At 67.9% G+C, this 21,003-nt stretch carries 14 protein-coding genes; 11 read left to right on the forward strand and 3 right to left on the reverse strand.

All coding sequences use genetic code 11. From position 1 onward, the window contains the following. The first annotated feature begins 1 nt into the window (after position 1). The 5 genes from hutI (at position 2) to KPL81_RS20020 (ending at position 6,926) form a co-directional block, all read left to right on the forward strand. Positions 2-1,222, forward strand: coding sequence for an imidazolonepropionase (gene hutI, locus KPL81_RS20000; RefSeq protein WP_219793619.1), 1,221 nt, complete (start codon positions 2-4; stop codon positions 1,220-1,222). Continuing rightward, entirely contained in the window at positions 1,215-2,204 is a 990-nt protein-coding gene (hutG, locus tag KPL81_RS20005; RefSeq protein ID WP_240549409.1) for a formimidoylglutamase, read from the forward strand. Before hutI ends, hutG begins: the two co-directional genes overlap by 8 nt. 29 nt (positions 2,205-2,233) lie before the next feature. After that, a complete protein-coding gene (hutU, locus tag KPL81_RS20010; protein WP_219793620.1) occupies positions 2,234-3,928 on the forward strand; it encodes a urocanate hydratase in 1,695 nt (564 codons plus the stop codon). A gap of 11 nt (positions 3,929-3,939) precedes the next feature. After that, positions 3,940-5,472: a histidine ammonia-lyase gene (gene hutH / locus KPL81_RS20015; RefSeq protein WP_219793621.1), complete on the forward strand. Its 1,533-nt coding sequence runs from the start codon at positions 3,940-3,942 to the stop codon at positions 5,470-5,472. Positions 5,473-5,579: 107 nt separating this feature from the next. Next, positions 5,580-6,926, forward strand: a complete 1,347-nt coding sequence (locus KPL81_RS20020) for a Na+/H+ antiporter family protein (protein ID WP_219793622.1) — start codon at positions 5,580-5,582, stop codon at positions 6,924-6,926. Between the two features lie 18 nt (positions 6,927-6,944). Here the strand turns inward: KPL81_RS20020 and KPL81_RS20025 are convergent, their stop codons facing one another. Beyond that, positions 6,945-7,406: a YchJ family protein gene (locus tag KPL81_RS20025; protein WP_209472161.1), complete on the reverse strand. Its 462-nt coding sequence runs from the start codon at positions 7,404-7,406 to the stop codon at positions 6,945-6,947. 201 nt (positions 7,407-7,607) lie between these two features. Between KPL81_RS20025 and KPL81_RS20030 the strand changes: the two genes are divergently transcribed. After that, positions 7,608-10,385 (forward strand): cation-translocating P-type ATPase, encoded by a 2,778-nt coding sequence (locus tag KPL81_RS20030; RefSeq protein ID WP_219793623.1) that lies wholly within the window; start codon positions 7,608-7,610, stop codon positions 10,383-10,385. 56 nt (positions 10,386-10,441) lie between these two features. Here KPL81_RS20030 and hrpB read toward each other — a convergent pair whose 3' ends face one another. Next, positions 10,442-12,949, reverse strand: coding sequence for an ATP-dependent helicase HrpB (hrpB, locus tag KPL81_RS20035; RefSeq protein WP_219793624.1), 2,508 nt, complete (start codon positions 12,947-12,949; stop codon positions 10,442-10,444). A gap of 63 nt (positions 12,950-13,012) precedes the next feature. Here hrpB and KPL81_RS20040 point away from each other — a divergent pair, with 63 nt between their 5' ends. Both KPL81_RS20040 and arsJ read left to right on the forward strand, forming a co-directional pair. After that, complete coding sequence (locus KPL81_RS20040; RefSeq protein WP_219793625.1) at positions 13,013-14,059, forward strand: ArsJ-associated glyceraldehyde-3-phosphate dehydrogenase; 1,047 nt, start codon at positions 13,013-13,015, stop codon at positions 14,057-14,059. Beyond that, positions 14,056-15,264 (forward strand): organoarsenical effux MFS transporter ArsJ, encoded by a 1,209-nt coding sequence (arsJ, locus tag KPL81_RS20045; RefSeq protein WP_219793626.1) that lies wholly within the window; start codon positions 14,056-14,058, stop codon positions 15,262-15,264. The genes KPL81_RS20040 and arsJ overlap by 4 nt, the downstream gene beginning before the upstream one ends. Here arsJ and KPL81_RS20050 read toward each other — a convergent pair. After that, a complete protein-coding gene (locus KPL81_RS20050) occupies positions 15,236-15,919 on the reverse strand; it encodes a TetR/AcrR family transcriptional regulator (protein ID WP_219793627.1) in 684 nt (227 codons plus the stop codon). The two genes, arsJ and KPL81_RS20050, sit on opposite strands and share 29 nt — an antisense overlap. 254 nt (positions 15,920-16,173) lie before the next feature. Between KPL81_RS20050 and xdhA the strand changes: the two genes are divergently transcribed. From xdhA to xdhC, 3 genes are read left to right on the forward strand one after another with little or no spacing between them, the layout of a single operon-like run. Then, positions 16,174-17,637 carry a xanthine dehydrogenase small subunit gene (gene xdhA, locus KPL81_RS20055; protein WP_219793628.1) on the forward strand — a complete coding sequence of 488 codons (1,464 nt, stop codon included), beginning with the start codon at positions 16,174-16,176 and terminating at the stop codon, positions 17,635-17,637. Next, a complete protein-coding gene (gene xdhB / locus KPL81_RS20060; RefSeq protein ID WP_422674154.1) occupies positions 17,621-20,113 on the forward strand; it encodes a xanthine dehydrogenase molybdopterin binding subunit in 2,493 nt (830 codons plus the stop codon). The genes xdhA and xdhB overlap by 17 nt, the downstream gene beginning before the upstream one ends. Beyond that, positions 20,113-20,964, forward strand: coding sequence for a xanthine dehydrogenase accessory protein XdhC (xdhC, locus tag KPL81_RS20065; RefSeq protein ID WP_219793630.1), 852 nt, complete (start codon positions 20,113-20,115; stop codon positions 20,962-20,964). The genes xdhB and xdhC overlap by 1 nt, the downstream gene beginning before the upstream one ends. Positions 20,965-21,003 lie beyond the last annotated feature (39 nt).

A 21,003-nucleotide genomic window follows, 5' to 3' on the forward strand; every position in this document is an offset into this window, starting at 1 on the left:
AATGCCCGCCAAGCTCCAACCACGACGCCTATGGCGTGACGTCACCCTCTTCGACGGACACGACACCCTGCCGGAACCGATGGCAGTAGTGGTCACGGGCGAATCGATCGAGCGCGTCATCCCCATGCGCCAACTGGACCGCGCCGACGCGGAGGCTTGTGAACTTTTCGGCCAGGGCGGCGTGCTGACACCGGGCCTGGTGGACTGCCATACCCACCTGGTGTTCGGCGGTTCGCGTGCCGAGGAGTTCGAGAGTCGTCTGGAAGGTGTCAGCTACGAGGCGATTGCCCGACAGGGTGGCGGAATCCTCAGCACCGTTCGTGCCACTCGGACCGCCAGTGAAGAAGCACTCTTCGACATGGCCCGCCCGCGCCTGGAGGCGCTGGTGCGTGACGGCATTACCACCGTCGAGATCAAGTCCGGCTACGGCCTCAGCATCGCCGACGAGTTGAAGATGTTGCGCGTGGCGCGCCGCCTCGGCGAAGAGCTGCCGGTGCGGGTGGTCACCACGCTGCTGGGCGCCCACGCCCTGCCGCCGGAGTTCAAGGACGACAGCGACGCCTACATCGACCTAGTGTGCCGCGAGATGATCCCCGCCGCCGCCGAGCAGGGCCTGGCCGATGCGGTGGACGTGTTCTGCGAGAAGATCGCCTTCTCCGTCGCCCAGTGCGAGCGCGTCTTCGAAGCCGCCGAAGCCCATGGCCTACCGATCAAGGCCCATGCCGAGCAGCTCTCCAACCTGGGCGGCAGCGCCATGGCGGCCCGCCACGGTGCGCTTTCCGCCGACCATATCGAGTACCTCGACGAGGCCGGCGTCGCCGCCCTGCGTGAGGCCGGCAGTGTCGCGGTGCTGCTGCCTGGCGCCTTCCATACCCTGCGCGAGACGCGGCTGCCGCCCATCGCCGCGCTGCGCGAAGCCGGCGTGCCCATGGCCATCGCCACCGATGCCAACCCAGGTAGCTCGCCGCTGTTCATGCCGACGCTGATGCTTAACTTCGCCTGTACCCTGTTCCGCCTGACGCCACGCGAGGCCCTGGCCGGCATGACCGCCAACGGCGCGCGTGCCCTCGGCCTGCATGGGCAATCGCTCGGGCGCATCGTCGAGGGTGCGCCGGCGGATCTGTGCCTGTGGGACGTAGAAACACCTGCCGAGCTGGCCTATGCCGTGCAGCCCGGCCGGCTGCGTCAGCGCATTTATCGGGGGGAACCTAGCCATGGCTGACACCGGCACCGACATGCATCTGGCCGACCCGGCCACCGACATGGCGCCCTGGGCCGGGCGCGAGGACCCGGAGCCCGACAGCCTTCGCTGGCATCAGGTCGTCACACCGCTCAAGCGCGGGACTGCCCCCGGCGTCGCCATGCTCGGCTTTGCCTGCGATGCCGGAGTGGCACGCAACCAAGGGCGTATCGGTGCCGCTGAAGGGCCGCGTGCCATTCGTCGCGCACTGGCGCCTATGGCCTGGCATCGACTCGCCCCCGCATACGACGCCGGGGATGTCAGCTGTCACGGTAACGAGGATCTGGAAGCGGCCCAGCAGCGCCTGGCCGAGCGGGTCGCCGCCCTGCTGTCGGAATCTCACCTGCCGCTGATTCTCGGCGGCGGTCATGAAGTTGCCTTCGGCAGTTGGTCGGGTCTGGCACGCCATCTCGACACTCGGGGCGAGGCCCGCCCGCGGGTCGGCATCATCAACCTCGATTCCCATTTTGACCTGCGCAGCCCCCTTCTCACTCCAGGCCAGCGCGGCTCCTCGGGCACGCCCTTCGCCCAGATCGCCGCCGAGTGCGACCGTCGTGGCTGGACTTTCCGCTACGCCTGCCTGGGCGTCAGTCGGGCCAGCAATACCCGCGCCCTGTTCGCCCGCGCGCGCGAACTCGGCGTGCTGGTACGCGAAGACCGCGAGTTCACGGCGCAGCACCTGGACGCCATCGTTCGCGACCTGCAGCGCTTCATGGCGCACTGCGACCACCTTTATCTGACGGTCGACCTCGACGTGCTGCCGGCTGCCGAGGCACCTGGCGTCAGCGCGCCCGCTGCCCGTGGCGTATCGCTGGCACTGCTCGAACCGCTGATCGAGGCGGTGCGCGACAGTGGCAAGCTGCGCCTGGCCGATATCGCCGAGCTCAACCCCGGTTTCGACATCGATGCCCGCACCGCCCGCGCGGCGGCGCGCCTGATCCACCAGCTCACGCTGGATTGCTGAAAACGACATGTAACGAGAGAAGACACGCTATGAACAGCCACTCCCCGATCGCCACTGATCCGCGCCACGATCCCAAGCGCCGCATCGCCGCCCCCACCGGCAGCGAACTCAGCTGCAAGAGCTGGCTCACCGAAGCCCCGCTGCGCATGCTGATGAACAACCTCCACCCCGACGTGGCCGAGCGCCCCGAGGAGCTGGTGGTCTACGGCGGTATCGGTCGCGCCGCCCGCGACTGGCAGTGCTACGACACCATCGTCGCGACGCTCAGGCGCCTCGAGGACAACCAGACCCTGCTGATCCAGTCGGGCAAGCCGGTGGGCGTGTTCGAGACCCACAAGGACGCCCCCCGGGTACTCATCGCCAACTCCAACCTGGTGCCGGCCTGGGCCACCTGGGAGCACTTCAACGAGCTGGATAAGAAAGGCCTGATGATGTACGGCCAGATGACCGCCGGCTCGTGGATCTACATCGGCTCCCAGGGCATCGTCCAGGGCACCTATGAAACCTTCGTCGAGGCCGGGCGCCAGCACTACGGTGGCGACCTCACCGGCCGCTGGATTCTCACCGCCGGCCTCGGCGGCATGGGCGGCGCCCAGCCGCTGGCGGCGAGCCTGGCCGGCGCCTGCTCGCTGAACATCGAGTGCCAGCAGTCGCGCCTCGACTTCCGCCTGCGCACCCGCTACCTGGACGAACAGGCCGACGACCTCGACGACGCCCTGGCGCGCCTCGAGCGCTACACCGCCGAGGGCAAGGCGGTCTCCATCGGCCTGTGCGGCAACGCCGCCGAGGTGCTGCCGGAGCTGGTCAGGCGCGGCGTCAAGCCGGACATGGTCACCGACCAGACCAGCGCCCACGACCCGCTGCACGGCTACCTGCCCGCCGGCTGGGGCTGGGACGAGTACGTCGAGCGCGGCAAGGCCGAGCCGGAAGCGGTGGTCAAGGCTGCCAAGCGCTCCATGGCGGTGCACGTGCAGGCCATGCTCGAGTTCCAGAAGATGGGCGTGCCCACCTTCGACTACGGCAACAACATTCGCCAGATGGCCAAGGAAGAGGGCGTGGCCAACGCCTTCGACTTCCCCGGCTTCGTGCCGGCCTACATCCGCCCGCTGTTCTGCCAGGGCATCGGCCCGTTCCGTTGGGCAGCGCTGTCCGGCGACCCCGAGGACATCTACAAGACCGATGCCAAGGTCAAGGAGCTGATTCCCGACGACCCGCATCTGCACCGCTGGCTCGACATGGCCCAGGAACGCATCGCCTTCCAGGGGCTGCCGGCGCGCATCTGCTGGGTCGGCCTCAAGGACCGCGCCCGCCTCGGCCAGGCCTTCAACGAGATGGTCGCCAACGGCGAGCTCAAGGCCCCCGTGGTCATCGGGCGCGACCACCTCGACTCCGGCTCGGTCGCGAGTCCCAACCGCGAGACCGAGGCGATGATGGACGGCTCCGACGCCGTCTCCGACTGGCCGCTGCTCAATGCCCTGCTCAACACCGCCGGTGGCGCCACCTGGGTATCGCTGCACCACGGCGGCGGCGTGGGCATGGGCTACTCCCAGCACGCCGGGGTGGTGATCGTCGCCGACGGCACCGACGACGCCCACGCCCGCCTCGGCCGGGTGCTGCGCAACGACCCGGGCACCGGGGTGATGCGCCACGCCGATGCCGGGTACGACATCGCCAAGCAGTGCGCCCGGGAGAATGGGTTGGATCTGCCGATGCTCGATAAGTAAAGGAGCCATTCATGACCCAACTCGACATTCAACCCGGCAAGATGACCCTGGCCCAGGCGCGCCAGGTGTTCGAGGCGCCGCTGCGCGTGACGCTGCCCGACAGCGCCGACGCCGCCATCGACCGCGCCGTCGATTGCGTCAATCGCGTAGTCGCCGAGGATCGCACCGTCTACGGCATCAACACCGGCTTCGGCCTGCTGGCCCAGACCCGCATCGACCACGACCACCTGGAGGATCTCCAGCGCTCGCTGGTGCTGTCCCACGCCACCGGGGTCGGCGAGCCCATGGAAGACGCCCTGGTGCGCCTGATCATGGTGCTCAAGGTCAACAGCCTGGCGCGGGGCTTCTCCGGCATCCGCCGCAAGGTGCTCGACGCCCTGCTAGCCCTGGTCAACAACGAGGTCTACCCGCACATTCCGCTCAAGGGCTCCGTCGGCGCTTCCGGGGACCTGGCGCCGCTGGCCCACATGAGCGTGGTACTGCTCGGAGAAGGCAAGGCACGCCATCGCGGCGAATGGATCACCGCCCGCCAAGCGCTCGAGATCGCCGGGCTCGAGCCGCTGAGTCTCGCACCCAAGGAGGGGCTGGCGTTGCTCAATGGCACCCAGGTCTCCACCGCCTACGCCCTCAAGGGGCTGTTTGAGGCCGAGGATCTGTACGCCGCTGCCACGGTATGCGGCGCGCTGACGGTGGAAGCCACGCTCAGCTCACGTGCGCCCTTCGACCCGCGCATTCACGCTGCCCGCGGTCAGCGCGGCCAGATCGACGCCGCCGCGGCCTATCGCCACCTGCTGGGTGAGCGCAGCGAGATCAGCGACTCCCACGCCCACTGCGACAAGGTGCAGGACCCCTACTCGCTGCGCTGCCAGCCCCAGGTGATGGGTGCGGTGCTGACCCAGATCCGCCAAGCCGCCGAGGTGCTGGCCGTCGAGGTGAATGCGGTATCGGACAACCCGCTGGTGTTCAGCGACGAAGGCGACATCCTCTCCGGCGGCAACTTCCACGCCGAGCCGGTGGCCATGGCCGCCGACAACCTGGCACTGGCGCTGGCCGAAATCGGCTCGCTCACCGAGCGCCGCGTCTCGCTGATGATGGACACCCACATGTCGCAGCTGCCGCCATTCCTGGTGGAGAACGGCGGCGTCAACTCGGGCTTCATGATCGCCCAGGTCACCGCCGCGGCATTGGCCAGCGAGAACAAGGCCCTGGCCCACCCGCACAGCGTCGACAGCCTGCCCACCTCGGCCAACCAGGAGGATCACGTCTCCATGGCGCCGGCGGCCGGCAAGCGGCTGTGGGAGATGGCCGACAACGTGCGCGGCATTCTCGCCATCGAATGGCTGGCCGGTTGTCAGGGGCTCGACTTCCGCCAAGGGCTTTCGACCACCGCAAGACTGGAACAGGCGCGTCGCGCCCTGCGCGAACAGGTGCCCTATTATGACCGTGATCGCTTCTTCGCCCCCGACATCGAGGCGGCCACCGCCCTACTCGCTTCTCGCGTGCTGAACCGCCTGGTGCCTATGCAGCTGCTGCCGAGCCACTGACCCGACGATTCACCTGAGGTAACATACGCTGCCCCGAAGCCATGCTTCGGGGCTTTCCGTCTGCCCTTGCGCGTCATTTCAATTTATCCGAATCCAAAGAGCCACGCATGAATGCCATCGTTCTGGCCATCCTGGTCATGGTCATCCTGAGCCTTGCCCGCGTCTCCGTCGTCTTTGCCCTGATCGCCGCCAGCCTGATCGGCGGCCTCGTCGCCGGGCTGCCACTGACCGAGATCCTCGATGCCTTCAATGAAGGCCTGGGCGGCGGCGCCACCATCGCCCTCTCCTATGCCGTACTGGGCGCCTTCGCCGTGGCCCTGTCACGCTCGGGCATCACCGAGCTGCTCGCCAATCGGGCCATTCGCGGCCTGCACCTGGACGACCAGCCCTCGAGCCGTCGCTGGGTTGCCTTCACCCTGCTCGGCGCCCTGCTGGCCGCCGCGGTCAGCTCGCAAAACCTGATCCCGGTGCATATCGCCTTCATCCCGGTGCTGGTGCCACCGCTGCTCAAGCTGATGAACCACTTGCAACTGGACCGTCGGGCCGCCGCCTGCGTGATCACCTTCGGCATCACCGCGCCCTACATGCTGCTGCCGGTGGGCTTCGGCTCGATCTTCCTCAATGACATTCTGCTCGCCAACCTCAACGAGAGCGGTGCCGAACTGGGCCTCGAGGTCACCCGTGGCATGGTGCCCATGGCCATGTTGATTCCCATCGGCGGCATGGCGCTGGGCCTCGTCGCGGCACTGCTGTGGAGCTATCGCCGCCCGCGTCAATATGAGGACCGCGACCTGGCCCATGGCGACGAGACCCCGGCCCAGGCCGCCCGACACCTGGCGCCTTGGCAGATGGCGGTGCTCGCCGCGGCACTGGTGGGCACCGTGGCGACCCAGTTGCTCTCCGGCTCCATGGTGCTCGGCGGGCTGTTCGGCTTCGCCCTGCTCTCGGTCAGCGGTGTATTCCGCTGGCACGAGCAGGACGGCATCTTCACCGAAGGCATGCGCATGATGGCGCAGGTGGGCTTCATCATGATCAGCGCGGCCGGCTTCGCCGGGGTGATGCAGGCAACCGGGGAAGTGGCCACGCTGGTGGAGGGCTCGGCGGAGCTGATCGGCGACAACAAGGGCCTGGCGGCACTGATCATGCTGCTCGTCGGCCTGTTCATCACCATGGGCATCGGTTCGTCGTTCTCCACCGTGCCGATCATCGCCTCGCTCTACGTGCCACTGGCACTCAGCTTCGGCTTCTCGCCCATGGCCACCATCGCCCTTGTGGGTACCGCCGCGGCGCTGGGCGACGCCGGCTCACCGGCGTCGGACTCGACCCTCGGCCCCACCGCCGGGCTCAACGCCGACGGCCAGCACGACCACATCTGGGACACCGTGGTGCCCACCTTCCTGCATTACAACGTGCCGCTGATCGTCTTCGGCTGGCTGGCGGCGATGGTGCTTTGATGGGGCTGTTGATAGAAGTCAGCCCAGGCCGCAGCAACTCTTGAACTTGCGCCCGCTGCCGCAGGGGCAAGGGTCGTTGCGGCCGGGCTTGAGGCGGGTGACGCCGGGTGTGCCATCCAGGTAGTACCAGCGCCCTGCCTCGCGCACGAAGCGCGAGTTCTCTTCCAGTACGCTCCAGCGCCGGCCTTCATGGAAGGTCGCGCGAAAGTGCACGCGGCCCCGCTCGCCATCCTGCCCATGATCCAGCACTTCCAAGCGCACCCAGCGCGTTCCGTCATCCAGATCCAGCGTCGCGGGACGAGTGCTCTCGTGCCAGGTACCGCGCAGATAGTCATGCAGACCCAGAGCGAAAGCGCTGTAGCGGGAGCGCATCAGCGCTTCCGGCGTGGGCGCCGGCTCACCGGCATGAAAGCGGCCGCAGCAGGCGGCCAGCGGCAATAGGCTACCACAAGGGCAGCGAGTCTCTCGAAGCGAGGTCATTGGTTCTCTCGTACAGAACGAGCCACCATCATAGCGCAGGCCGTCATCTCCTTGCTGCCACCTCGGCCCATTCGCAGCGCCACGTCCATATCCCGGCCCCGTACAGACTTGGCTCACGTTCCTTGCCCTGGATCACTGCAGCGCAGCATGGGAGTGTGATACATCTGGCGCTGTCCCTCTCACGTTCTCGGAGGTAAGGGAATGCCCGAACGTCCTGTCGCTGCCCGCACCGCCTGGCATGCGCTCAGCGAAGAAGAAGCCCTGCAGCGACTCGAATGCGACCGCAATGGTATCGATGAACAGCAGGCGGCATCACGCCTGGAGCGCTATGGCCCCAACCGGCTGCAACAGGCCAAGGGGCGCCCCTGGTGGCAGCGCATGCTGGCCCAGTTGAACAATTTGCTGATCGTGATTCTCATTGCCGCTGGTGTCGCCAGCCTGGCGCTGGGCCATCGTCTCGATGCGCTGGCTATCGCTGGCGTAGTGGCAATCATCGCACTGATCGGCTTCATCCAGGAAGGCAAGGCCGAGCGGGCCTTGGAGAGCATTCGCGAGCTGCTCTCGCCGCAGGCCCACGTATGGCGCGCCGGGCGACGCCAGACCATCCCCGCCGAGGCGTTGGTTCCCGGTGACATCGTACTGCTCGAGAGCGGCGACCGGGTCCCCGCCGATCTCCGCCTGCTGCAGGCCAATCGACTGCGTACCGAGGAGGCCGCCCTGACGGGAGAATCGGTTGCCGTCGACAAGCAGACCACGCCCGTCACCGCAGAGACCGACCTGGCCGAACGCAGTTGCATGGCCTACGCCAGCACCATCGTTGCCCAAGGCACTGCCCGGGGGGTGGTCGTGGCCACCGGCGTCGATACCGAAATCGGGCGTATTTCCGAGCTGCTGCGCAACGTGGAGAAACTCAAGACACCGCTCTTGCGTCAGCTCGACCGCGCCGGCCGCGTACTGGCCATCTTCATCATGGGGGCTGCCCTCGTCACGGCGGCCATCGGTGCGCTCGTCCATGGCCAGCCTGCCAGCCAGATGTTCATGGCGGCCGTCGGCCTCGCCGTGGCGGCCATTCCTGAAGGCCTGCCGGCCATCGTCACCATCGGTCTCTCCCTGGGCGTGCAGGCCATGGCCCGGCGCAACGCCATCATTCGGCGCCTGCCTGCCGTCGAGACGCTGGGATCGATCTCCACCATCTTTACCGACAAGACCGGCACCCTGACACGCAACGAGATGACCGCCCAGGCCATCTGGCTGCCCGAAGGCGAGATCGCCGTCACGGGCATCGGCTTCGCGCCGGAGGGAGATTTTCTGCCCGTACGCGATAACGCAGCCGCCGGCGACCCGCTGAACCTGGACAATCACCATGCCCTGCGCCATTTCCTCAAGGTCAGCGCCTTGTGCAACGACGCCGAGCTGTCCCGGGATGAGTCGGGACATTGGCACATCCTTGGCGATTCCACCGAAGGAGCGCTGGTCGTCGTCGCGGCCAAGGCCGGACTGGATGCCAGGGCGCTGCGTGATTGCCACGACCGGCACGATGCCATCCCCTTCGAGTCCGAGCGCAAATACATGGCCACCCTTCACGAGGTGGACGGCCAGCCCACGCTATTGGTGAAAGGGGCGCCCGACCGGCTGCTCGAGATGTGCCAGCGGGTGCGTACCGAAGCCGGCGATACGCCACTTGCACCCGACCTATGGGAGGCGCGGATCGAGGCCCTCTCGGCACGCGGACTGCGCGTGCTCGCGCTGGCCGAAAAGCCGATCCATGACGTCGCAGAACTTGACGAGCGCCATGCCGAGGAGGGCCTGGTTCTCCTGGGGCTGATCGGTTTGCTCGATCCCCCCAGGGAAGAGGCGATTCGTGCGGTCGAAAGGTGCCTGTCAGCCGGCATCCGCCCGATCATGGTCACGGGCGATCACGCCGTCACGGCGCTGGCCATCGCCCGGCAGCTAGGTTTTGCCAACACCGAGCGGGCCCTGACTGGCCGCGAGATCGAGGTTATGAGCGACACCGAGCTGGAAGCATGCATCGACGATGTCGACGTGTACGCCCGCGCCGCCCCCGAACACAAGCTACGACTGGTCAAGGCGATGCAGGCCCGCGGCGGCATCTGCGCGATGACCGGCGACGGCGTCAACGACGGCCCGGCCCTCAAGCGCGCCGATGTCGGCGTGGCCATGGGCATCCAGGGCACGGAGGCAGCCAAGGAAGCCGCCGAAATGGTACTGGCCGACGACAACTTCGCCACCATCGTCGGCGCCATCGAGGAGGGACGCAAGGTCTACGACAACATCCGCAAGACCGTCACCTTCCTGCTGCCCACCAACGGCGCCCAGGGCCTGGCGATCATGCTGGCCGTGCTGGCCGGCACCCTGCTGCCCATCACCCCGCTGCAGGCCCTGTGGGTCAACATGGTGGTCGCCGTGACCCTCGGCCTCGCACTGGCCTTCGAGCAAGGAGAGGAAAACCTGATGCGGAGGCGTCCTCGCGATCCCGCGGCCGCCCTGCTCGACCTGTTCCTGCTCTGGCGCGTGATCTTCGTCTCCCTGCTGCTGCTGATCGCCGTGTTCGGCATGTTCAGCTGGCTGCTTCAGCACGAAGGCGACGAGGCTGTCGCCCGCTCCGGTGCCGTCAACGTGCTGGTCATGGGAAGCGCGGCCTACCTGATCAATAGCCGCTTCTTGCTGCGTAGCAATCTCTCCCTGCAAGGGCTGTTCGGCAGTCGTCCTGTGTGGCTCGCCATCGGCCTGGTGCTGTCGTTGCAGGTCGCCTGGACCTACCTGCCCTTCATGCAGGCCCTGTTCGACAGCGCAGCTCTCGCCCCATGGCATTGGCTGCTGGTGTTCGGCTGCAGTATCGCGCTCTTTCTGGTCGTCGAGCTGGAAAAGCTTCTGCTGCGCAGGAGAAGGAACAACAGGCCACCGAAGCGCAACTCCGACAGCCCGCTCTCGCGAGATACCCTGCCCGGCGCACGCTGACACTACGCTACGTATCCTGTCTGCAGGTCCGTCCGGAGTATGCCTCCGCTGGATGATCAGGGGCGTGGCTTGGTTCGCGCGGTGGCTACGGCGGTCAACGGGTCCTCGGGCCAGGGGTGCTTGGGATAGCGGCCGCGCATCTCGCGGCGCACCTCGGGGTAGCCGTTGGCCCAGAAGCTGGCCAGATCCGCCGTGACCTGCAGCGGACGCCGCGCCGGCGACAGCAGGTGCAGCAGCACTGCCACACGGCCGTCGGCGATTCGCGGCGATTCCCGCCAGCCGAACACTTCCTGCAACTTGACCGCCAGCACCGGCGCCCGGCCCTCCAGGCACGGCATGTAGTCGAGGCGTATACGCGAACCGCTGGGCACTTCGAGACGCTCCGGGGCCAACGCATCGAGCCGGCTGCGTAGCGACCAGTCGAGGCTGTCGAGCAGGTAGCGCTCCAACGGCAGGCGCGACAGCGCATCGAGGCTTTTGATACCGTCGAGATGCGGTCCCAGCCAGGCTTCCAGCTCCTCCATCAGCGCTGGCAGCGACCAGTCGGGCCAGTCCTCCCGATCACGACCAGAGCCCAGCTCCCGGCGCAGCAGCGCCACCCGGCCTCGCAGCTGCTCGGCGCTGTCGTCGAATGGCAGCTCGCCACGGCGGCGCAGGGCCTCGAGCAGCGCCTCTCGCACCGCCTCCGGCGGCAGCGACGCAAGCGGCCGGCGTTCGAGCACCACCGCGCCCAGACCGCGCACTTGCTCGCCGATAAGGCGCCCCTGCTCCTCCGACCACTCCAGGCTCGCCCGCCACTCACCGGTTTCCGGAAACAGCGCCTCGAGCCGCGCCCGCTCGATGGCCACGCCGCGAAAGATTCGCGCACCGCTTGCCTGGCCGTCGAGATCGGCGGCCACCAGCAGCTCGGCATGGGCCAACGGATGTCGTTCCGGTAGCGTCGCCAGCCCGCCGGACGCCAGGCGGAAGCGTCCCGGCCCGGCATCGTGATGGATACGTTGCGCTACGCGGTCCGGATAAGCCAGGGCCAGCAGCTCCCCCAGCGGCGCCAAAGTCTCGACCTCCAGCCGCACGCCGCCAATTCGGGCCAGGCGCTGAGCCTCCCGCTGCCACTGACGGCGGGCGGCGGGCTGCGCCAGGCAGGCCTGGAGCGTGCGCTCCAGATCCTGCTCGTCGACGAGGTCGCGCCCTTCCAACGTTGCCACCAGGGCACAGGCCAGCGGCTCAGCGTCGAGCTCGCCGGCACGCGTCAGCATCGCCGCCAGACGAGGGTGGGTAGGCCAGCGCACGCAGGCCCGGCCCAGCTCGGTGAGCAGGAAGCCCTCGTCCATCAGGCCGAGTCGCTGCAACAGGCGACGCCCCGCGGCCAGCGCCCCGGCCGGTGGCGGGGTGATCCAGGCCAGCCCGGCCGGCTCGACGATGCCCCAGCGGGCCAGCTCGAAGGCCAGCGGAGCAAGATCGGCCTGCAGCATTTCGGGCTCGCCGTGGGCAGGTAGCGGCTGCTCCTCGGCCCACAGCCGCAGGCACAGCCCCGGCCCCTGGCGCCCGGCCCGGCCGCGGCGCTGGTCGGCGCTGGCACGATTGACGCGGCGGGTCTCAAGCCGGCTGAGCCCGCTGCGCGGCTGGAACACCGGCACCCGCTCCTGGCCGGCATCGATCACGATGCGTACGCCATCCACGGTGACACTGGACTCGGCGATGGCGGTAGCGAGCACCACGCGCCGGCGACCGTCGGGCTCGGGCTTCAACGCGCGGCGCTGCTCCTCCAGCGGCAGCCGCCCGTGCAGCTCGCGTATCGCCAGTTCGGGCTGGCGGCTCGCCAACTCGCGCGCCAGACGGCGGATCTCGGCCACACCGGGCAGAAACACCAGGGCATCGCCTTCGCTCATAGAGAGCGCTTCCACTACCGCCCCGGCCTGCTGGACTGCTGCGTCGTCGCGGGAACCCAAGCGAGAATTAGAACGAGAGCCGAGCGGACGATAGTGGGTCTGCACCGGAAAGCTGCGCCCCTGGCTCTCGATCAGCGGCGTCTCGCTGCCCAGCACGCCAAGCAGCGCCTCCACATCGAGGGTGGCCGACATCACCAGCAGGCGCAGGTCGTCACGCACCGACTGGGCATCCAGCGCCAGGGCCAGACCCAGGTCGGCCTCCAGGCTGCGCTCGTGAAACTCGTCGAAGACGATGCCGCTCACCCCTTCGAGCAGCGGGTCGTCCTGCAGCATCCGCGTGAGCACCCCCTGAGTCACCACTTCGAGCCGCGTGTCGGGCCCTACCCGGCTCTCGCCGCGCATGCGGTAGCCCACGGTCTGCCCTACCGGTTCGCCCAGGCTCTCCGCCATGAAGCCGGCAGCGAGGCGAGCGGCCACCCGCCGCGGTTCCAGCAGCAGCAGGCGGCCTTCACCATGCTCGCCCCGGCACCAGGCCTCGTTCAGCAATGCCAGCGGCACCCGAGTGGTCTTGCCCGCCCCGGGTTCTGCGACAAGCAGTGCGCGGTTATGGTCGACCAGCGCCTGGCGAATCGCCGGAAGCTGGGCGTCGATGGGCAGTTCGTCGCTTGGCGTCATCGAATTGTCATCTCGCTTCATATACGATTTGCCATATATTTCTGCCAAGTCACAGGACACCACATGACTCTTCGCATCGGCATCAACGGCTTCGGCCGCATCGGCCGCCTGGCGCTGCGCGCCGGCTGGACGAACCCGGATCTCGAGTTCGTGCGCATCAACGATCCGGGCGGCGATGCCGCCACCTTCGCCCACCTGCTGCAATTCGACTCGGTGCATGGCCAGTGGAACGGCGGCGGCGATGATATCACGTCGACCGAGGGAGCCATCGTGGTGGCCGGCAAGCGTATCGCCTTCAGCGCCAACCGCGAAATCGCCGATACCGACTGGTCCGACTGCGACGTGGTGATCGAGTGCTCGGGCAAGATGAAGACGAGCGCCAAGCTCCAGGGTTACCTGGACCAGGGCGTGAAGCGCGTGGTGGTCAGTGCCCCGGTGAAGGAGGAAGGCGTACTCAACGTAGTGATGGGGGTCAACGACCACCGCTTCGACCCGGCCAGCCACCGTATCGTCACCGCGGCGAGCTGCACCACCAACTGCCTGGCGCCGGTGGTCAAGGTGATTCATGAAAAGCTCGGCATCCGCCACGGCTCGATGACCACCATTCACGACATCACCAACACCCAGGTGATCCTGGATGCCCCCAGCTCTCCACAAAAGCCTGACCTACGCCGCTCCCGGGCATGCGGCATGAGCCTGATCCCGACCACCACCGGCTCGGCCAAGGCCATCACTGCCATCTTCCCTGAACTCGAGGGCAAGCTGAACGGCCACGCCGTGCGCGTACCGCTGGCCAACGCCTCACTCACAGACATGGTGTTCGAGGTGCAGCGCGAGACTACGGTCGAGGAGGTCAATGCACTGCTCAAGCAGGCCGCCGAGGGCGAGCTTGCCGGCATTCTGGGCTATGAAGAGCGCCCGCTGGTCTCCATCGACTATCGCTCCGATCCGCGCAGCTCCATCGTCGATGCCCTCTCCACCATGGTGGTGGCCGGTACCCAGGTGAAGCTCTATGCCTGGTATGACAACGAATACGGCTACGCCTGCCGCACCGTGGAGCTGGCCGCCAAGGTGGGGAAAGCCACCGGGGTCGAGAGCGCCACGGAATGATCGCCCGCGTTGCCGCCCTGCCCCGCGAGGTGCGCCAGTATCTGCTGGTCACCGGCAACTACTGGGGCTTCACGCTCACCGACGGCGCCCTGCGCATGCTGGTGGTGCTCTACTTCCACCAGCTCGGCTATTCGGCGCTGGAAGTGGCGCTGCTGTTCCTGTTCTACGAGTTCTTCGGCGTAGTGACCAACCTGGTGGGCGGCTGGCTGGGCGCGCGGCTGGGGCTCAACCGCACCATGAACCTGGGGCTGGGCCTGCAGATCGTCGCCCTGGCCATGCTGCTCCTTCCCACGACCTGGCTCACGGTGCCCTGGGTGATGGCGGCCCAGGCGCTCTCAGGCATCGCCAAGGACCTCAACAAGATGAGCGCCAAGAGCGCGATCAAGAGCCTGGTGCCGGCGGGCGATGAGGGACACACCTCGCTTTACCGCTGGGTGGCGCTGCTTACCGGTTCGAAGAATGCGCTCAAGGGGGTGGGCTTCTTTCTCGGCGGACTGCTGCTCACGCTGATCGGCTTCCAGGGGGCGATAATATCCATGGCGCTGATGCTCGTCGGCGTGCTCGGCCTCTCGCTTGCCCGCCTCGACGCCGACCTGGGCCGCGCCAAGGTCAAGCCGAAGTTTCGCGAGATTCTCTCCAAGAGCCGCGCGATCAACATCCTCTCCGCGGCGCGCATGTTCCTGTTCGGCGCCCGCGACGTGTGGTTCGTGGTGGCGCTGCCGGTGTTCCTCGCCACCCACTTCGGCTGGGACCATTGGCGAGTCGGCGGCTTCCTGGCGCTGTGGGTGATCGGCTACGGGGCGGTGCAGGCGGTGGCGCCACACATCACCGGGCGCACCGCGGGCCGCGGCGCCGCCATCGCCTGGGCCGCGGCGTTGGCGGCCCTGCCGGCATTGATCGCGCTTGGTCTCCAGTGGGAGTGGCAGCCACAAGCGGTGTTGCTGGGCGGGTTGTTGCTGTTCGGCGCGGTGTTCGCGGTGAACTCCAGCCTGCACAGCTTCCTGATCGTGCGCATGGCGCGCTCGGACGGAGTCTCGCTGGACGTGGGCTTCTACTACATGGCCAATGCCATGGGCCGGCTGATCGGCACCCTGCTCTCCGGTTGGCTCTACATGACCGGTGGCCTCAGCGCCACGCTGTGGGTGTCGAGCGCCATGCTGGTGGTGACAGTCGCAATCAGCCTGGCATTGCCGAGGCAGGCTTGACCCCGCACCCCTTGAGGATCACCCGGGTCAGGAACTGGGTGATGCGCTCGACGTCGTCATCGCTGATTTCGTCCTTGCCGGTGATGCCCAGCACCTGGGTCTCGAAGTCGGCGTAGTGCTGGGTCGCCGACCAGATCAGGAAGATCAGCCACACCGGATCGACCGGATCCATCAGGCCGCGCTCCTCCCACTGCTCGAAAACCCTGGCGCGGGTCTGAACCCACTCGCGCAGCTCGCCGCGCAGATAGTCCTGCAGAAAAGGCGCCCCACCGAGGATCTCGGCGGCGAACAGCCGCGAGCCCTCCGGATGGCGACGCGAGAGCTGCATCTTGCTGCGGATAAACGCCTCGAGCACCTCGGCGGGGTCGTCCTCCACGCTAATGTCGTCGAGCAGCGCGTTCCAGCGCGCCATCATGCGCTCCAGCAGGCGCACGTAGAGGCCGCGCTTGTTGCCCATGTAGTAGAGCACGTTGGACTTGGGCAGGCCCGCCGCCTCGGCGATGGCCTGCACGCTGGCGCCGCGATAGCCGTACTGGGCGAAGACCCGCTCGGCGGCCTCGAGGATCTCGCGCTCGTTGCGCTCGCGGGTGGCGCCATTGCTCTCGCCGCCCTGCCGCGCGGGCTGCAAGGTCTCGGATTCGGTCACGTCTGTCATCGACAGGCCCCTGCCCTGTGTAATGGGGAAAGCCATGAGAGTGCCCCAGCGCAGCGGTTCCTGCAAATGGACCATCGTGGGGGCCGGAACGCCGCGGCCGGCAGGCTGCCATATTGCCCCTTGCAAAGTGCGACAATCTGGCCCATGCTGAAGTCATCCTGACCATTTGGTCAACTCGTGGCGATACGGCCTAACACCGACATTCGCTGCGTGGCGACGGGTCAGCTATCACAACGTCAACAAGAGACAAGGCGATGATCGACTTCATGCTCAACGGGCAGCCGTACCGGAGCGAGGCCTCACCCGAGACCAGCGTGCTCGAGCTGCTGCGCGAGACGCTTGGCGTCACGGGAACCAAGGAGGGCTGCGCCTCGGGCGACTGCGGTGCGTGCACGGTCGCCATTGGCGAGCCCGGCCCCGACGGCGAGTTGCGCTACCACAGCGCCAACGCCTGCATCACCCCCGCCCACCAGCTCAATGGCCGCTATCTGGTCACCGTGGATGGCCTCGCCCAGGGCGACGCTCTGCATCCCGCCCAGGCGGCCATGGTGGCTTGCCATGGCAGCCAGTGCGGCTTCTGTACCCCGGGCATCGTCATGTCATTGTTTACCCTGCACGAGCAGCAACGCCAGGCACCGGCCCCGCTGACACCCCAGCGCCTGGAGGCCGCACTGGGCGGCAACCTGTGCCGCTGCACCGGTTATCGTCCGATCCGCGATGCCGCCATGAGCATGGAGTCTCATCCCGAGCATCGCCCGCTGTGGCTCGATGCTGCCGCACCTCGCGTGAGCGAGTCAGACAAGCCCAGCCTCGATCTCGACGCGGCCTTCCTGCAGCCGGCTACCCTCGCCGAGCTGAACGAGTGTCTCGAGCAGCACCCCAAGGCCCGCCTGGTGGCCGGTGGAACCGATCTGTGGTTGGAGTCGACCCAGCGCCTGGCGCGCTTCGAGCGCGTGATCGACGTGACCCGGGTCGCCGAGCTCAACGACATCGACGAGACCACGCTCGAAGACGGCCGTAGCGGCTGGTGGGTTGGCGCTGCCGTCAGCTATTCGCGTCTCGAGCCGCTGCTGGAAACGCACTACGACGCCTTCGCCCACCTGCTGCATCGCCTCGGCTCCCAGCAGGTACGCAACCGCGGCACCCTGGGTGGCAACGTCGCCAACGCCTCGCCCATCGGCGACACCCCGCCGGTGCTGCTGGCATTGGGTTCGCGCCTGCGCCTGGTCGGCCCCGAGGGTGAGCGTGAGCTGCCGCTGGACGAGTTCTTCCTCGACTACAAGCGCACCGCGCTGCGCGAGGGCGAAGCCATCCGCGCCATCTTCCTGCCGCGTCCTGCCGAGGGGCAAACTCTCAAGGTGTGGAAGCTGTCCAAGCGACGTGAGGATGACATTTCCGCCGTGCTGGGTGCTTTTGCCTGGCGGTTGGAGAATGGTGTGATGCGCGACGTGCGCCTCGCCTTCGGCGGCATGGCGGCGATCCCCAAGCGCGCGGCCAATGCCGAAGCCGCGCTCGAGGGACAGGCCCCTGATGCGGTCGCTTTCCGCGCCGCCCGCGAGGCCTTGGCCGAGGACTTCCAGCCCATGTCCGACGTGCGCGGCAGCGCCGAATACCGCCGGCTCTCCGCCGCCAACCTGCTCGAGCGCCTGCGCCTTGTGATCGCGCAGGCCGAGACCGACAGCCCCCGGGAGGTGATGCTCCATGCGTACGCTCACTAAGCTTTCTCTTTCCAAGGCGCCCAAAGCTGCGCCAGCGAGCATAGACGCCGACGACATGAGCACGGACTCCGCCGTGGCGCGCGAGGAACTCAGGGGCGAGATCAAGGGCTCCAGCCCGCTGGCACGCGACACCGTCACGCCGGGCACGCATCCGCACTCCCGCGCACACGAGAGCGCGGTCAAGCACGTTACCGGCCGCGCCGCCTACATCGACGACCTCAAGGCGCCGGCCGACACCCTGCATGTGGCGCTGGGCCTCTCCCCCGTCGCCCACGGCCGCCTGACGCGGCTCGACCTGGACAAGGTGCGCAGCATGCCGGGCGTGGTCGATGTCATCGGTTTCCATGACGTACCGGGCCATACCGACATCGGCCCCGTGTTCCCCGGCGACCCGATCTTCGTCGAGGAAGAGATCAGCTACGTCGGCCAGGTAATGTTCGCCGTAGCCGCCGAGAGTTATCGCGCCGCCCGCGAGGCGGTCAAGGCTGCAGTGGTCGAGATCGACGAGCAGCCGGCTTGCCTCGACCCGGTGGCCGCCGCCGAGCGCGGCGAATTCGTGCGCCCCACCCACGTGCAGCAGAGCGGCGACTGGGAGCAGGCACTGGCCAAGGCCGCCCACGTGGTCGAGGCCGAGCAGTTCGTCGGTGGCCAGGAGCACTTCTACCTGGAAGGCCAGGCGTGCCTGGTGCAGCCCACCGAAGACGAAGGCGTCATCGTCCACACCTCCAACCAGCACCCCAGCGAAACCCAGAAGCTGGTCGCCGAAGTGCTGGACATCCCCTTCCATGCCGTGACCGTGGAAGTGCGGCGCATGGGCGGCGGCTTCGGCGGCAAGGAAACCCAGGCCTCGCCCTGGGCCTGCATCGCCGCGCTGATTGCCCGGCGCACCGGTCGCAGCGCCCGCGTGCGCCTGCCGCGCGCCGATGACATGCGCGTCACCGGCAAGCGCCACCCGTTCCACAACCGCTACCGGCTGGGGGTGGATGAGCAGGGCGTGATCCAGGGCGGCGAGATCACCGTGATCGGCGACTGCGGCTACTCCCCCGACCTGTCGGATGCCATCGTCGACCGCGCCATGTTCCACAGCGACAACGCCTACTCACTGGGCGAAGCCCGCGTAACGGGCCATCGCGCGCGCACCCACACCGCCTCGAATACCGCCTTCCGCGGCTTCGGCGGCCCCCAGGGCATGATGGTGATCGAAGCGGCGATGGACGACATCGCCCGGCGCATCGGCGAGGATCCGCTCACGGTACGCAAGCGCAACTTCTATCGCCCCGGCCGCCAGATGACCCACTACGGCCAGCAGGTGGACCAGATCGGCCTGCTCAAGGAGCTGGTCGAGCAGCTCGAGACCAGCAGCGAGTACTGGGCACGGCGCCGCGCCATCACCGAGTTCAACGCCGAAAGCCCGATCGTCAAGCGCGGCCTGGCGCTGACGCCAGTGAAGTTCGGCATCTCCTTCACCGCCAAGCATCTCAACCAGGCCGGCGCGCTGCTGCACGTCTATACCGACGGCAGCGTGATGATCAACCATGGCGGCACCGAGATGGGCCAGGGCCTGCACACCAAGATCTGCCAGGTGGTGGCCCGCGAGCTGGGGCTCGATACCGACGAGGTGCGCATCACCGCCACGCGTACCGACAAGGTACCCAACACCTCGCCCACCGCGGCCTCGAGCGGCGCCGACCTCAACGGCCAGGCCGCCCGCGACGCCTGCGTGAGGCTCAAGCAACGCCTGTTCGACTTCGCCCACGAGCACCTCTACAAGGATCAGGGGCTCGATCGCGAGGACATGCGCCTGGAGGCCGGCCATCTGGTCGCCGGCTACGGCGAGAGCGAGCGCCGCATCCCCTGGGGCGAGCTGGTACAGTCCGCCTACCTGAACCGCATCTCGCTCTCCGAGAAGGGCTTCTACGCCACGCCGCTGATCCACTACGACCGCAACGTCGGCCAGGGCCGCCCCTTCTACTACTACGCCTTCGGCGCCGCCGTGGCGGAAGTCAGCGTCGACACCCTGACCGGCGAGTATCAGGTCGATCGGGTCGATATCCTGCACGACGTGGGCGACTCGCTGAACCCGGCCATCGACCTCGGCCAGGTGGAAGGCGGTTTCATCCAGGGCATGGGCTGGATGACCAGCGAAGAACTCAAGTGGAACGAGGCGGGACGGCTCATCTCCGACGGCCCCGCCACCTACAAGATCCCGACCTACGGCGATCTGCCGCCGGTGTTCAACGTCAAGCTGATAGAGGGCCACCCCAACTCCATGGCCAGCATCTACCGCTCCAAGGCGGTGGGCGAACCGCCCTTCATGCTCGGCATGGCGGTGTGGTCGGCGCTGCGCGATGCCCTGGCGAGCATGACTGACTACGCCGAGGCCCCGCGACTCGACACCCCGGCCACGCCGGAGCGGGTGCTGATGGCCGCCGAGGCCCTGCGTAGCCGCTATGATGCCGCGCAGGGAGCGGTGTGATGAACGCGCCGCGCCCGCAGGCCTGGCACGAGGCGCTGCACCGGCTGCAGAGCGAGGGGCTGCCCCATGCGCTGGCCACCGTGGTGACCAGCGCGGGCTCCACTCCACGCGAGCCCGGTGCGCGCATGGTGATCACCGAGGATGCCGTCTGCGACACCCTTGGCGGCGGCACCTTCGAATTCCAGGTGATCGATGCGGCCCGGGAAAAGCTTGCGCGCGGCGAGAGCGGCATGAGCCTCGAGGCCTTCGCCCTGGGCGGGCGCAGCGGCCAGTGCTGCGGCGGCTTCGTCAACGTGCTGCTGGAGGTGTTCCCCGGCAGCGCGGCGACGCTGGCCATCTTCGGCGCCGGCCATGTCGGCAACGAACTGGTGCGCCTGGCCGCCCCACTGCCCTGGCGGGTGCTGTGGCACGACAGCCGCGACGGCGCCTTTCCCGCCTGGGCTGAGGACCAGCCACGCCTGGCCTGCCGCCACGCCCCCGATCCGCAGGCCGCGGTGGCGGCCCTGCCTGCCGGCAGCCACGCGCTGGTGCTGACCCACGACCACGCCGAGGACCGCCAGCTCGTCGACGCCCTGCTCAAGCGCGGCGACATGGCCTCGATCGGCCTGATCGGCTCGAAAAGCAAGTGGGCCAGCTTCCGTTCGCGGCTCACCGATGCCGGCCACGACGCGGCGGCACTGGCTACGGTGCGCTGCCCCATCGGCACGGCTTGCGGCGGCACCGGTGGCGACAAGACGCCCTATGCCATCGCGCTGGCCGCCATGGCCGAGCTGCTGCCACTGGTGGGCACTGCCGAGCGTGCCGACCAGCGCGGGTTAGATCCGGCCAAGCTGCGCACCATGTTTGGCTAACCAAATACCGAAGGCGAGCCCCACTGATTCGCCTGAGGA

This window comes from Billgrantia antri (assembly GCF_019430905.1).
Classification (GTDB): domain Bacteria; phylum Pseudomonadota; class Gammaproteobacteria; order Pseudomonadales; family Halomonadaceae; genus Halomonas; species Halomonas antri.

Excerpts from the sequence above, each read along its gene's own strand:
- hutI (WP_219793619.1), top strand. The coding sequence starts at position 2 with ATGCCCGCCAAGCTCCAACCACGACGCCTATGGCGTGACGTCACCCTC.
- hutG (WP_240549409.1), top strand. The coding sequence starts at position 1,215 with ATGGCTGACACCGGCACCGACATGCATCTGGCCGACCCGGCCACCGAC.
- hutU (WP_219793620.1), top strand. The coding sequence starts at position 2,234 with ATGAACAGCCACTCCCCGATCGCCACTGATCCGCGCCACGATCCCAAG.
- hutH (WP_219793621.1), top strand. The coding sequence starts at position 3,940 with ATGACCCAACTCGACATTCAACCCGGCAAGATGACCCTGGCCCAGGCG.
- KPL81_RS20020 (WP_219793622.1), top strand. The coding sequence starts at position 5,580 with ATGAATGCCATCGTTCTGGCCATCCTGGTCATGGTCATCCTGAGCCTT.
- KPL81_RS20025 (WP_209472161.1), bottom strand. The coding sequence starts at position 7,406 with ATGACCTCGCTTCGAGAGACTCGCTGCCCTTGTGGTAGCCTATTGCCG.
- KPL81_RS20030 (WP_219793623.1), top strand. The coding sequence starts at position 7,608 with ATGCCCGAACGTCCTGTCGCTGCCCGCACCGCCTGGCATGCGCTCAGC.
- hrpB (WP_219793624.1), bottom strand. The coding sequence starts at position 12,949 with ATGACGCCAAGCGACGAACTGCCCATCGACGCCCAGCTTCCGGCGATT.
- KPL81_RS20040 (WP_219793625.1), top strand. The coding sequence starts at position 13,013 with ATGACTCTTCGCATCGGCATCAACGGCTTCGGCCGCATCGGCCGCCTG.
- arsJ (WP_219793626.1), top strand. The coding sequence starts at position 14,056 with ATGATCGCCCGCGTTGCCGCCCTGCCCCGCGAGGTGCGCCAGTATCTG.
- KPL81_RS20050 (WP_219793627.1), bottom strand. The coding sequence starts at position 15,919 with ATGACAGACGTGACCGAATCCGAGACCTTGCAGCCCGCGCGGCAGGGC.
- xdhA (WP_219793628.1), top strand. The coding sequence starts at position 16,174 with ATGATCGACTTCATGCTCAACGGGCAGCCGTACCGGAGCGAGGCCTCA.
- xdhB (WP_422674154.1), top strand. The coding sequence starts at position 17,621 with ATGCGTACGCTCACTAAGCTTTCTCTTTCCAAGGCGCCCAAAGCTGCG.
- xdhC (WP_219793630.1), top strand. The coding sequence starts at position 20,113 with ATGAACGCGCCGCGCCCGCAGGCCTGGCACGAGGCGCTGCACCGGCTG.